Source organism: Paenibacillus swuensis, from assembly GCF_001644605.1.
GTDB lineage: Bacteria > Bacillota > Bacilli > Paenibacillales > DY6 > Paenibacillus_N > Paenibacillus_N swuensis.
Genome location: NZ_CP011388.1, coordinates 155,233 through 167,107, shown reverse-complemented (window position 1 = coordinate 167,107; position 11,875 = coordinate 155,233). Strand labels below are relative to the sequence as shown.

Genomic DNA, 11,875 nt, shown 5'->3' with positions numbered 1-11,875 from the left:
GTTCCATTATCGTAATTGAAGGGAAGCGTTTAGCATGGACAACGTAGTTCTGGCACGCGCTTTGTTCGGATCCTCAATGGCGTTTCATATTATTTTTGCGACGCTGGGAGTCGGGATTCCGTTCATGGTTGTTTTTGCGGAAATACTCTATCACACAAAGAAGAATAAGCATTACGCGATCTTGGCCAAACGATGGACGAAAGGCTTCGCCATTATTTTAGGTGTAGCCATTCCGTCGGGAACGATTGTGGGCGTAATGCTTTCTTTGTTGTTTCCGGGTTTTATGGAGATTGTCGGCAAAGTGATTGCCGTTCCGTTTCAGGTTGAAATATGGGCCTTTATGCTGGAAGCACTATTTATGTCTATCTATATCTATGCCGCGGATCGGCTGACTCCGACCTTACGGATTATCAGCGTCTTTTTCGTTGCCCTCGGCGCGAGCGCGTCGGCGGTACTCATTACGGATGCTCATGCATGGATGAATACCCCCCGAGGGTTTGACTTGGTCAACGGAGAAGTGACGAACGTCGATCCCATTGCGGCGATCTTCAGCCCCAGCTTGTACTCCACCGCTCTCCATGTGCTGTCCTCCGCTTATATGACTGGCGCATTTGTTATTGTGTCCCTGGCGGCATACAAGTTGTTGAAGAGAGGATCCACCAAGGAAGAGAGAGCTTACCATCATCGCAGCTTAATGCTGGCATTGGTGGTGGGAGGCACCTTGTCCTTATTTACGGCCATCAACGGTCACGCTACGGCACAGATGCTGCATAAGTATCAGCCTGAGAAGCTCGCGGCGGCCGAAGGCCTCTTCGAGACAACGAGCCACGCGCCGCTTGCGGTCTTCGGGGTGGCGAATCCGGAAACCGGGGAGGTCGAGGGAGGCATTGAAATTCCCTGGGCGCTCAGCTTTCTTGCCGGTAACAGTTTTGATACGGTCGTGAAGGGACTGAACGAATATCCTCAGGAGCTCTGGCCGCCGCTATATATCCACACCCTGTTTAACATCATGGTGGTCATCGGAGGGTTTCTGATCGTTCTAGCTTTCGGTGTACTAGCCTGGCGGTATGTTCTGAAGAAGTCACTGCCGCGTTGGATGCTCTGGGTTCTGGTCAGCAGCGGCGCTTTATCCATGATCGGGATCGAAACCGGTTGGATTTTCAGTTGTACCGGCCGACAGCCATGGACGATCTATCACATGCAGTTAACGAAGGATGCGGCAACGAAATCCGATAATTTGCCCACTTTGTTCTTCATGTTCATCGGGATCTATGTGGTACTGCTGTTTCTTACCGCCTTCGTGCTTCGATTTTACTTCAAGCGTCATCCGGTGTCCAAAGACCTTACGCCGGATACGCCGATTCTGGAGGATGAAGGGGTGAACACGAATGGCTGAGTCTACGATAGCGATTCTGCTGGTATGGGTTATCGTGTTTGTTTATTCCATCCTCGGTTCGGTGGACTTCGGGGCGGGCTTTTGGGGCATGCTGTTTGGGAACCGCGAGGGGAGTAACGCAGGGGCTCTGGCAAACCGATTTCTGTCCCCGACCTGGGAAGTAACGAATACGTTTCTGGTCATGGTGGTGATCGCGCTGGTCGGCTTCTTTCCCACCGCGATCGCCATGTTGGGAACCGCCTTACTGGTGCCCGTCTCCCTGGTGTTGTTGCTATTGCTGATTCGCAGCACGTTTATGGTTTACGCATACTCCTCGCGTAAATACGGCAAAGAACTGAACATTGTCTCCGGTGTTACCGGTTTGCTCATTCCGGGGTTGCTCCTGAGTATTCTGCCGATTTCCCTCGGTGGATTTATTGATATAAACCCCGAAGGTGTTCCGGAGCTTCATTTCGGTCGTTTGCTAGGCTCCGTAACCCTGTGGGCTCATTTGGGCTTCGGACTGACAACGGAACTGTTTCTAGCCTCCCTGTTTCTTTCAGACTATTCAAGCGAGTCCGGAGATCGCAGCGCGTATTTACTGTATCGGAAAGCCGCATTGTGGCTGGGACCCTTCACCCTGTTCTTCGCGGTGATTACAACGTTCACGTTCGTTCCCGAGGCGCAATGGATCAGGGATGGTATTGAAGAGAATTTCTTGTGGTTCATCTTCTCGGTGCTCGCGTTCATATTTGGCTACAGCGCTTTGCTCTGGAGGCAAGGGGACGGGACCCCGGGGGTTCCGCGAGTGGCCTTCACCGCGATTATCATTCAGTACGCGTTCGCCAGCATTGGTTACGGACTTTCGCATATGCCCTTCATTATTCAGCCTTACCTGACCGTGGAGGAAGGATTTACGGATCCTGCCACATTCCGAGCGCTACTAATAGCTTACATCGTGGGCTTACTGATTCTGGGTCCGGCGTTTTACCTGTTCTGGAAGCTCTTTCTGAAGGATAAGCGTTATCTGCGTCAAGAATGAATCAACAATGAATCAACAATGAAGAAAGGCCGTCCCGTCAGGGGCGGCCTTCGCAGTTTTGGCTAACAGATCGCGTTCAGGTTGGATCAGAAGTCGCTGTCCATTTGCAGAATATCTCATAATCGCTGTGCACCTGCTTTGCATAAGTAAGCGCGGCGAATGAAAGCTGACTGACGAATGCTTCATCATCCTTACCGATTGCACGGACAATTTCTTCCTCGCTATGGTAAGGCATCAGGGTATGCTCCGTATCCCGATCCGCGCGGGCATGCATCTTTGCCGTAATTTGGCCCATTGTCTTTACCATGGTCGTCAAATCATCCATCGTCTCAATCGCCTCGAGCTTTACCCGTTTCTTATAAGGCGACCGTTCCCGGACATAATAATGATCGCCGCCAAGTGTGAAATGGCCAAGAAAAGGATCGGCTTTATGATGCATGGCCCGCTGGGTCATGATGACACGTTTGCCTTGATGAGGGAAGAGTGTCCAGAACTGATCGTTGTGCGGCAGGAAGTAAGCCGGAACAGGGGCGCGCACTTCCTTCGCCTCCAGCACGAGGTCGTCCAGCGCTCCGTGTTCACGTCCGCCCTCAATCAGCATATAGTAGCGATCGAGGCCGATTGAAGCGGTTCCCGAAGCATGCTTCACGACAACATCCTTGATGCCGTAGAAGCCTTCCTCTTTTTTCAACTGTGCATCTAAAGAAGAATAATATTCCGTCCATGCGGAGGTTAACAAAGCCCGCTGGTCCTCTCCCACCGACTCCAGCTCGGATGTGCTCTTGAAGCGGCGGTGATTGTCGGCAACATCCGTAACCCCGTCCAGCAGGTGGGTAACGCTGCGCTTATTCAACTTCTTCAACAGCTTACGGATAACGCCCGTTGTCTCATCTTCCGTGTAGCGAATGCGAGTAGGATCTTCTTTGCCCTCGGCAAAGCGTCGAATCTGCTTATAATAAGACTTGAGATACGTTTCGACGGCTTCCCGGCAATCCTCGGGATCAAACCCCCGCAGCTCCGCAACCAGCACAATACTGACGGACATACGCAACACGTCATACAGATAGGAACCGAGGTATCCTTCGTCAAAATCATTGACGTCATAAACAATTTCGCGGTCTTCGTCCAGGAAAGCGCCAAAATTCTCAAAGTGGAGATCCCCCTGAATCCAGGTCGGCCGGTCGTCCGGAGTATGAAAGGTGAAGGGAATCCGCGTCACGTCAAAATAAAACAAATAAGCGCTTCCGCGAAAGAAACGGAAGACGCTTTCGGTCATTTTGGCGTATTTCTCCCGGCGTTTATCCGGTGACAGCTTCATGATTTCTTGATCGAATTCGTTCAATACCGTTGTAATCGTATGTGTACGTAGAAGGTGATGTGTAGTTTTGATGCGCTCCGGTGAATACAAACTTTTCAAAGGTACAACACTCCTCGGAATCAACTAGAATAAGAGTATTTTACCACAACTGGAACAGATCAGCAGAATTGCCCCACTACTTCATATCAACCAGGGGCATGGGATAAGCGAACCGGGGTTGGAAATCCCAGGAGCACAAGGAGAGCTCATAAATACTGCGGTGCTTGCCGGTACCGTAGTAGTCCGCTTCGGTGTTGCGATGCCGAAATCCATGCGCCGAGAGGGCGCGAATCGAAGGGATGTTTCCGTCGCTGACCGTTACTTGTACGGATTGGAGACGTTCGAATTTCCGGAGAGCTTCCAGTCGCGCCTCAATGAAACGCTTGCCGATGCCCTTACCTTGAAATTCCGAGTGCACATTACTAAAAAGAAGCCAGCCCGTTGTATGATACATATCAATGCCGGCGCAACAGAAGCCGATTAATTGTCCTTGATGGGTTGCTTTAAAAATCAGATCGGGAAACAACTCGAAATATTTTTTGAGCTCATGCTGATTCATGCGGTCCGGCAAAGTTAGATCCGCAAGCTGAATCATTTCCTGGAAATCATTTCTCCGCGCTTGGCTGATCGTCACCACTTCCACGGTAAGCCTCCTCTTATGCAAACAAGCTATGTGTTCATAGTAGCATCCGAATGTTAAGGGGATTCTTTGCTTATTTTAATATTTTGTTAAAGCATAGTACATTAGAACTAAATGCGAGCAGCGGTCTATTGCGAAAATTGTCAAAATACGGTATGATATCGTTTAATAACATAGTGCTTAAGTATTCGATAACGGCAAACTTATTGAAAAGTAAGGACGCAAAGCTTAGGGTCTAAGGTTACAACGCGAGTTGTAACGATGGCAGCCTGGCTACCGAAAATCCTTTCCTACAAGCCTAAAGGCTGTGTCTGTTGGAGGATGCGGTCTTTTTTGTTGCCGAAAAATGTACAAATTTGGAGAACAAGGCGGTGTGGAGAGATGTATACGAACAGCAACTTAGCTAAGAAGATGAACTACCAGACGAGTATTGCCGCTTCCGTCTTATTGCAGTGCAAGACCGTTGTGGAGAAAGAAGATTTCGTATCCACCGGGATCCTCACCTATGCCGAAGGGGACGTTATTGAGGTTGAAATCGCGGAATATAAGCTGTTTGATCTCGGGAAACCTGTGAAGTTGACCGTATATTCGAAAGCAGGGATTTATGTGTTTCATACCATGGTTGTAGCTAAAGACCGAGGGGCGATCATGGTGCTGAACCCGCCGGACAACCGGAAGAAATTCAAGGAACAACGTGAAACCACACGTGTACAAGTAGATTGCAAGGGTATCTTGTTAAGGGATCACGCATCGAAAGACAATCCCGACAATGAGCCGATTGCTTTAAGTCTGAAGAATATCAGCTTGAGCGGGATGGGGCTGGCGGTTTACGCTTATGAGCCGATTCCCGTTGGCTCCCAGATGAGTGTCCGAGTGGATATCGGCTTCCCGCTGACCTGCAGAGTCGAAATCATCCGCTGTGAATTTATCGGCCAAGGTCATTATTACGGGGTGCGCATGTTATCTTTAACCTCGGAGCAGACGAGTGCCATCCGTGCCTTTATCGTCAAGACACAGACCGTGACTTATTTCTCGAAGAAGAAAGATGATGCCTCGAAAGCAGCAGAGGAATAGGGAACAGACCGGCCGGCGATTAGCCGGTCTTTCCTGTTTCGGGCGGCGCCGGTTCCCCCAAGCCGCCTCCCTCAACCCTCGACAAAGCGCCAGGGCATAGCCTGGCCTTTGGAGATCCCGATGCGACCGGTTTCCTTCAGGGGAAGGGGTCGCATCCCTGTCGGCGGCGGGAGCAGCTCGAGCTCGCCGCCGCCGAAACCACCGCATACATCGTACCCGTTGTATGCGAGATCCAGGGCAAGCCCCTTCGTGAGCTTGCCCGGACCGTTCAGCAGCTGCGCGTCCCGCACGCCGGGGCGGTTCGCTCGGACGAGCTCCAGCCCCTGGACGACTTCCGCTCCGCGCAGCAGCACGGCGCCGGGCTCGCCTTCGCCCTCGGTCACGATGTTCATGCAATAGTGCATCCCGTACGAGAGGTACACGTACAGATGCCCGGCTTGTCCGAACATCAGGCGGTTCCTCGGCGTCACGCCGCGGTGAGCATGGCTTGCCGGGTCGTCCGCTCCCCGGTACGCTTCCGTCTCCGTAATGCGGACCACGATGTCCTCAAGCCCTGAGAAGCCTCTGCGAATCAGTAGGCAGCCGATGAGATCTTGGGCCACGGTAACCGTATGCCGCTCATAAAATGCGCGTTCCATCTCTAAACCCCCTTTGGAATAGAATTCCCTGCATTTTCCTGATACTATGAAGTGACTAGAAGGAAGCGGGGAACGAAACGATGAAATCATCCTGGTTAGCTCTCTTGATAGGTTTAGTTTGCATGTTATCGGCCTTTCGCCGCGGCCTTTTTTTCGATAAAGATTTCTATACGTTGCAGTGGGTCCTCTTTGGCTTTGCGGCGGTATGCCTCGTTTATGCGATAACCACAAGACTTCTTTGGATCCGAACCTCCGGTTGGGCGCTCCTTCCATTCAGCATGGCCTTATTTTACACCGTGTCAACCTTTATGAATCCGGCATCGGTCGGAGGCACCATCCACGAAGCTTTAAGATGGACAGCCTATGGCTGCTTTCTGTGGTTATGTGTTCTTTATATTCAGCATCGGTCACATCATAGAGCGGTGTTAAATCACATTTTGACCGCATCCGGCTTATTTATTTTGGCCGGCGCATGGTCAGGGTTTTACGGACTATTGGACTATCCCGAGATTGTACAGCACGCCTCCGACGAGCGATTATCCGCTTTAGGCTTAAGGTTATCCGGTTATTTTCAATATGCGAATATGTTCGGGGCGGTGATGGGGGCCTATCTGTTGTATACAATGGGAGGTATTGTCAGTCCATCCTCCGGTCAAGCGCGGTCCACAACCTACTTGCGAATTTGGCTTCAAGCCATCCCTTTAGTTCCATATGCCACGGCAATCCTGCTGACTGAATCCAGAGGAGCCTGGATCGCCATCGGTATAGGATGGATGGCCGGTTGGATTTGCATCGCCAAAGCCGTCAAGTTCAATTATGCTTTACTATCGGTCTTGGTCTTATGTGCGGCAGGTATCGCTCACTTTACGATCGTATCCTCTATACAATCCGGCCCAACGTCGTTTCCGGGAATTTACAGCCTGATCGTCATCAGTATTATCCTAAGTATGATTATCCCTTTAATTGTACGACTTTCTATGAACAGGGTTGTCTATCTCGGTTCAAGCGCGGTTATAGCTTTAGGTATGCTGCTGTTCAGTTTCATCATACCGGCTACCACAACCGAACGAGTGAGCGGTCATTACGAAACGGCGAATGCGCGCGCACAGTTTTACAATGATGCTATGACCATTATCAGCGAGTCTCCTTGGGCAGGCTCGGGCGGCAACAGCTGGGGGAAGTTATACACGTCCTACCAAAGCAACCCATACGTAGGATCTGAGGTTCACAGCGGATATCTGGATATCTGGATGGACACCGGGACGGTTGGGGGCCTGTTGTTCATAGTCATGTTACTTCTGTTTGCCGTTCGGGTGGCCAGGCGGCATTCCATGCTGCTGGCGCCGCTGGCCGTCTTGTTTGCGCATAGCGCCGTTGATTTTGATATGTCCTACGGTTTTTTCTGGATATTGTCATTCCTATGGATCGCCTTAGGCGGGACCGATAACTTGAGCTTACCCCGCAACCACAACGCTGCAGAACACTTCTCATTCCCATGGCAAAAAAGAGCCACCTTTGCTTTACTCCTGCTCCTTTCTGCCGGAATATTCTATTCCGTGCGGATGGATGCGGCCAGGTTTGTCATTTCCGCCGTTCCGGGTGAGAGCCTTCCAACCCAAGCCGTGAGATGGTGGAACAGTTCCAATCCGCTTGCGAATCGGTCAGGGGGTGCGGGCGGTGAACCCGGTCTCAACCAGCGGCAAACGGCGTTGCGTCTGTATCCCTATTCTGCGGACGACAGGCTTGCTCTTGCGGAGCGGCTGCCTAAGCGTAAAGCCATCCCGTTGCTGAAAGAAGGCCTTCGCTATGAGCCCCGTAATCCGGAGTTGCATTGGCAGTTGGGCATTGCTTATTCGGCATTAGGTCAGATGGAGGCGGCGGAAGGGGAATGGCAAACGGCAGTAGAGTCTGACCCCTATGACAAAAGAAAGCAGGAGCAACTCATTCAGCTCTGGTATGAAGCGGCTTTGCAGGCCGGACAGAGGGGAGAAGCCGAAGTTGCTCGGGATTATGCCGTGCGATCTCTTGATGCCTATGAGGCATTCGCTGCCCGGGCAAGGCAAGCGGACCCCGAGAAGAAGAATGACCGTCTCTTCTTCCTGACAGAGCGGGCGAGAGAGGCCGCAATCCGCACAGCAACCCGGTTTCAGTTGCCGATACCTGAATAAACGGGTCTCAGCCGTGGTAATCTGTCCAAGCACTGACATTCCTGCACGCATACTGTATTTATGAGAATGCGTATAAGGAGTGAAGTTCATGCCAGGAGTTAAACCGAAGTTGAAAGATCCGATGGTCAAAGGTAAAGTTCTCCGCAAGGTTGTATCCGGGGGGAAAGTCCTCAGCAAAGTAGCCAGTCAGCGGTTTTCCAGATTAACGATTGTATGGCTGCAGCAGAACGGAAATCCGTTTGACACAGCCGGGTTCAGAGCAAGATTGATTCGCAACGGTCAAGTGGTTGCAGTCACCCAGTTCGATCGTTACGGTGTTGCGCGTTTTAGTACTATTGACGCTTTAACACGTGTTAGCTATACGCTGCAAGCCGTAGATTCGAACGGCGTCGTGTTCAGAACGAGAACGGTTCCGGCTCGGGTCGAAGTATTCGGCATTATCGGCTAAAACACATCAAGACCGCCCCTTTGGGAGCGGTCTTTACTTTACCACATTGGAACGTATATGTTTTCGTCCTCGAAAACACGCTATCCAATTGGCATAATAACCAACCTATAAACGCGGTCGCTCATCCTGGGAGGCCTCGATCGAGGTTATTTTACATAACTTATCCGCCGAACGCTTCCCGGAAGGCCCGGCTTAACGGAGCGGGATCCACTTCCCAAAGCGCGGACAGCTCCGGGCAAACGTTCTCATCCCACCAATCCGCAAGGAGCTTTCGATTGCTGCTGTTCTCATGGACCCACACCAGATTCAACATGACCTTTTTGAAATAAAGATCTTCACCTTCCGCCAATTTGGCTTCCGGGATATACTTCTTTAACCGTTTGACCGCACGGTATAATTCTTTATTGCATGCCCTGCGTATTTTCCGCGCCGTCGGCAAGGTGGCCTTATGCTTTTCATTATGTTGCTGCATCGTTCATCACCCGCTCCTCTCTGCAATAGATTATGCAGAGAGGGGGCGGTAGGCTACCGAATCCAGGAAAGGCTGTGATTTAATCCACTATGATATAGCCGATCATCGGCGCGCTGGGTCCCGATTCGGGATGGGTAAGACAGACGATGCGGTACGTGCCTTCCTGTTCGGTTTGGAACCTCACAACGGTCTCCTTGCCTTTTCTCACTTCACTCTTGATGTTAGTGCCTTCAATAATGAAGGGATGACTGCCGCCGTTGACCCCATAGAAGGATAAGTTGACCGCTTCTCCCTTACCCACATACACCGTACCCGGGTGAAACGTATAAGCTTCGATCTCTTTCCCGTCAGCCGACGTGGACTTATATTCCCCTGTCACAATATGTATAGTCCGTTCCGCTTCCTTGGATCCGGTCGTTACGGGTTCCTCCAAAGCATTGCTTTTATGCAGATTTAAATACATCGTTGCGGCTACGACCATCATCCCGGAAAGTAGCACAAGCTGAAGCTGTCTTTTGGTCACCACAAAAAATTTAGACATCGTCACGCCTCCATTCACGTTCTGTAATCTCCTACCGGAGTCATTGATACAACATGTCTATGCACAGGCTTGTCAGCTTATGATAGAATAGTGGGGATTATACATAGAGGAGTTGGGAGAACCGGATGCTGCATGATCTAGTTAGTAACTTGCTGTTATGGGTAGAATCGCTTGGGGCTTGGGGAATCATGCTAGGCTTAATGATCGAAGTGATTCCGAGTGAAATCGTATTGGCGTTCGGCGGTTATTTAGTGGCCCAGGGGAAGGTTTCATTTTTGGGCGCGGTTATATTCGGGACTATTGGCGGAGTCATTGCCCAAATCTTCGTTTACTGGATTGGACGATACGGAGGCAGACCGTTTCTCGAAAAGTTCGGTAAATATATTCTCATCAACAAGAAACAGATTGACATGTCGGAAGCGTGGTTCGAGAAATACGGGACGGGCGTTATTTTTACAGCGCGCTTTATTCCTGTCGTACGTCACGCGATTTCGGTTCCGGCCGGGATTGCCAAGATGCCTTTGGGCAAGTTCACGTTTCTGACGACACTGGCCGTCATTCCGTGGTCCATTTTGTTTGTGTATTTAGGATACACCCTGGGGGATCAATGGGAACATGTGGAAGAGAAGGCGGGCGCTTATATTACGCCGATCTTGATTGTGGCTGTTCTCTTGATGGCGGTATTCTTTCTGTACAAATGGCGTCAGTCCAAGCGTGTTCAAGGTTAAGCCGCTTATATTAGGGCTGCCTGACGGGATCTGATATAATGGAACGGAATACATCTAGCATGGACTATGGACCGAATAAGGAGTGTTACATATGAGTAAAACCGTAGCGGACAAATTAGGCAAAGGCATCACCCCGCAACAATTCATAGCGGGCATGGAGAAGAATAAAGAGGCTTTCACAGAATGGCACAACAATTTCGTCTGGGCTAATGAGGACGATCGTGAATTCTATGAATCTATGAATAACCGTGATGATCTACGGTGTTTGATTCTCATGGCGGAATGGTGCGGAGATGTGGTGCGTAACGTACCGGTCATATTCCGGGCCTTGGAGAACTCCGGTATTCCGGTAGAAGTGTTGATCATGGAAGATCATCTGGATACAATGGATCAATTTCTGACGGGCGGAGGACGCGCGATACCGGTCGTTATCTTTGCGGATACCGGAGGATATGTATTGGGTACGTGGGGACCTCGCCCTGCTAAAGTGCAAGCGATTATGAATGAATTCAAGAAGCACAACCCCGATCGTGACGCGGCGGACTATCAGGAGAAAATTGCTGTGGCGCGCGCAGATATGATGAAGGAATACGGAGAGGGCACAGGCTATCAAACCGTCATTGTGAAAGAGATGCGCGATTTGTTGGCTTCGTTCTAAACTATGACAACTTTGAAAATTGAGACATTCACCTTAGGCCCTTTCCAAACAAATGCATATCTCATAACCGATTCCGAGGGAACCAAGGGTTTTATCATTGATCCGGGAATGAACCCTAAATCGCTGATCAAGCGGATTGAACATATCGACATTGAAGCGATTGTTTTAACACACGCGCATCTGGATCATATTGCCGGTGTGGATGAAATCCGCAAACTTAAAGGCTGCCCGGTGTATCTGCATGATGCGGAGGCGGAGTGGTTAACGGATCCGGAGCTGAACGGCTCTCTGCGCTGGTCCGACCTGGGACCGCCCATTTCAACAGATCCCGCCGAGTATGCCTTGGATGAAGGTCAGAAGCTGGTGTTGCTGGGTGAGACGTTCCGGGTTATGCATACACCGGGTCATTCCCCGGGGAGCTGCAGTTTGTTGCACGGCAAGCATTTGTTTGGCGGGGATGTGCTGTTTCGAATGTCCGTCGGACGCACGGATTTACCCGGCGGCAGCGAGCGCGAGTTGTATAACAGCATCCGGGGGAAACTGTTTACACTTCCGGACGACGTCACGGTTTACCCCGGACATGGTCCGCGGACGACCATCAAGTCCGAGAAAGACAATAATCCGTACATTCGATAAATATATGGAAAACTACAGAAGAAGGAGCATTAGCTGCCTCGCGTTTAGGGCAGCTGATGCTCTTTTATTTTTCTGAAAAACAGGATACCTTTCCCCGG

At 50.7% G+C, this 11,875-nt stretch carries 13 protein-coding genes and 1 riboswitch; of the genes, 8 read left to right on the top strand and 5 right to left on the bottom strand.

The window, feature by feature from the left end; all coding sequences use genetic code 11:
* Positions 1-34: 34 nt before the first annotated feature.
* The gene (locus tag SY83_RS00950; RefSeq protein ID WP_068603420.1) at positions 35-1,396 is read left to right on the top strand and encodes a cytochrome ubiquinol oxidase subunit I; all 1,362 of its coding nucleotides are present in this window, start codon (positions 35-37) and stop codon (positions 1,394-1,396) included.
* Positions 1,389-2,417, top strand: a complete 1,029-nt coding sequence (locus SY83_RS00945) for a cytochrome d ubiquinol oxidase subunit II (protein ID WP_068603417.1) — start codon at positions 1,389-1,391, stop codon at positions 2,415-2,417. Before SY83_RS00950 ends, SY83_RS00945 begins: the two co-directional genes overlap by 8 nt.
* A 76-nt stretch (positions 2,418-2,493) precedes the next feature.
* Here SY83_RS00945 and SY83_RS00940 read toward each other — a convergent pair whose 3' ends face one another.
* Together SY83_RS00940 and SY83_RS00935 are read right to left on the bottom strand one after the other, a co-directional pair.
* Positions 2,494-3,834: a DUF2252 domain-containing protein gene (locus tag SY83_RS00940; RefSeq protein ID WP_068603416.1), complete on the bottom strand. Its 1,341-nt coding sequence runs from the start codon at positions 3,832-3,834 to the stop codon at positions 2,494-2,496.
* A 76-nt stretch (positions 3,835-3,910) separates the two neighbouring features.
* The gene (locus SY83_RS00935) at positions 3,911-4,417 is read right to left on the bottom strand and encodes a GNAT family N-acetyltransferase (protein WP_231891340.1); all 507 of its coding nucleotides are present in this window, start codon (positions 4,415-4,417) and stop codon (positions 3,911-3,913) included.
* 183 nt (positions 4,418-4,600) lie between these two features.
* Positions 4,601-4,695, top strand: a riboswitch (cyclic di-GMP riboswitch).
* Between the two features lie 100 nt (positions 4,696-4,795).
* On the opposite strand from SY83_RS00935, the gene SY83_RS00930 reads away from it, so the two are divergent.
* On the top strand, positions 4,796-5,488 hold the full coding sequence (locus SY83_RS00930; RefSeq protein WP_068603414.1) for a PilZ domain-containing protein: 693 nt from the start codon (positions 4,796-4,798) through the stop codon (positions 5,486-5,488).
* 71 nt (positions 5,489-5,559) lie between these two features.
* Here SY83_RS00930 and SY83_RS00925 read toward each other — a convergent pair whose 3' ends face one another.
* Positions 5,560-6,216: a DNA-3-methyladenine glycosylase gene (locus SY83_RS00925; RefSeq protein ID WP_231891339.1), complete on the bottom strand. Its 657-nt coding sequence runs from the start codon at positions 6,214-6,216 to the stop codon at positions 5,560-5,562.
* On the opposite strand from SY83_RS00925, the gene SY83_RS00920 reads away from it, so the two are divergent.
* Both SY83_RS00920 and SY83_RS00915 read left to right on the top strand, forming a co-directional pair.
* Entirely contained in the window at positions 6,207-8,294 is a 2,088-nt protein-coding gene (locus tag SY83_RS00920) for an O-antigen ligase family protein (RefSeq protein ID WP_068603409.1), read from the top strand. The two genes, SY83_RS00925 and SY83_RS00920, sit on opposite strands and share 10 nt — an antisense overlap.
* 88 nt (positions 8,295-8,382) lie before the next feature.
* Positions 8,383-8,742 carry a hypothetical protein gene (locus SY83_RS00915; RefSeq protein WP_082882231.1) on the top strand — a complete coding sequence of 120 codons (360 nt, stop codon included), beginning with the start codon at positions 8,383-8,385 and terminating at the stop codon, positions 8,740-8,742.
* Positions 8,743-8,902: 160 nt separating this feature from the next.
* Here SY83_RS00915 and SY83_RS00910 read toward each other — a convergent pair whose 3' ends face one another.
* A complete protein-coding gene (locus SY83_RS00910) occupies positions 8,903-9,214 on the bottom strand; it encodes a dehydrogenase (protein ID WP_068603407.1) in 312 nt (103 codons plus the stop codon).
* Between the two features lie 79 nt (positions 9,215-9,293).
* On the bottom strand, positions 9,294-9,755 hold the full coding sequence (locus SY83_RS00905; RefSeq protein WP_068603406.1) for a cupredoxin domain-containing protein: 462 nt from the start codon (positions 9,753-9,755) through the stop codon (positions 9,294-9,296).
* Between the two features lie 125 nt (positions 9,756-9,880).
* Here SY83_RS00905 and SY83_RS00900 point away from each other — a divergent pair, with 125 nt between their 5' ends.
* The 3 genes from SY83_RS00900 (at position 9,881) to SY83_RS00890 (ending at position 11,777) form a co-directional block, all read left to right on the top strand.
* On the top strand, positions 9,881-10,483 hold the full coding sequence (locus tag SY83_RS00900; protein ID WP_068603405.1) for an undecaprenyl phosphate transporter UptA: 603 nt from the start codon (positions 9,881-9,883) through the stop codon (positions 10,481-10,483).
* A gap of 91 nt (positions 10,484-10,574) precedes the next feature.
* Entirely contained in the window at positions 10,575-11,141 is a 567-nt protein-coding gene (locus tag SY83_RS00895; protein WP_068603403.1) for a thioredoxin family protein, read from the top strand.
* A gap of 3 nt (positions 11,142-11,144) precedes the next feature.
* Positions 11,145-11,777 (top strand): MBL fold metallo-hydrolase, encoded by a 633-nt coding sequence (locus SY83_RS00890; RefSeq protein WP_068603401.1) that lies wholly within the window; start codon positions 11,145-11,147, stop codon positions 11,775-11,777.
* The last annotated feature ends 98 nt before the right edge of the window (positions 11,778-11,875 follow it).

Excerpts from the sequence above, each read along its gene's own strand:
- SY83_RS00950 (WP_068603420.1), top strand. The coding sequence starts at position 35 with ATGGACAACGTAGTTCTGGCACGCGCTTTGTTCGGATCCTCAATGGCG.
- SY83_RS00945 (WP_068603417.1), top strand. The coding sequence starts at position 1,389 with ATGGCTGAGTCTACGATAGCGATTCTGCTGGTATGGGTTATCGTGTTT.
- SY83_RS00930 (WP_068603414.1), top strand. The coding sequence starts at position 4,796 with ATGTATACGAACAGCAACTTAGCTAAGAAGATGAACTACCAGACGAGT.
- SY83_RS00920 (WP_068603409.1), top strand. The coding sequence starts at position 6,207 with ATGAAATCATCCTGGTTAGCTCTCTTGATAGGTTTAGTTTGCATGTTA.
- SY83_RS00925 (WP_231891339.1), bottom strand. The coding sequence starts at position 6,216 with ATGATTTCATCGTTTCGTTCCCCGCTTCCTTCTAGTCACTTCATAGTA.
- SY83_RS00915 (WP_082882231.1), top strand. The coding sequence starts at position 8,383 with ATGCCAGGAGTTAAACCGAAGTTGAAAGATCCGATGGTCAAAGGTAAA.
- SY83_RS00910 (WP_068603407.1), bottom strand. The coding sequence starts at position 9,214 with ATGCAGCAACATAATGAAAAGCATAAGGCCACCTTGCCGACGGCGCGG.
- SY83_RS00905 (WP_068603406.1), bottom strand. The coding sequence starts at position 9,755 with ATGTCTAAATTTTTTGTGGTGACCAAAAGACAGCTTCAGCTTGTGCTA.
- SY83_RS00900 (WP_068603405.1), top strand. The coding sequence starts at position 9,881 with ATGCTGCATGATCTAGTTAGTAACTTGCTGTTATGGGTAGAATCGCTT.
- SY83_RS00895 (WP_068603403.1), top strand. The coding sequence starts at position 10,575 with ATGAGTAAAACCGTAGCGGACAAATTAGGCAAAGGCATCACCCCGCAA.
- SY83_RS00890 (WP_068603401.1), top strand. The coding sequence starts at position 11,145 with ATGACAACTTTGAAAATTGAGACATTCACCTTAGGCCCTTTCCAAACA.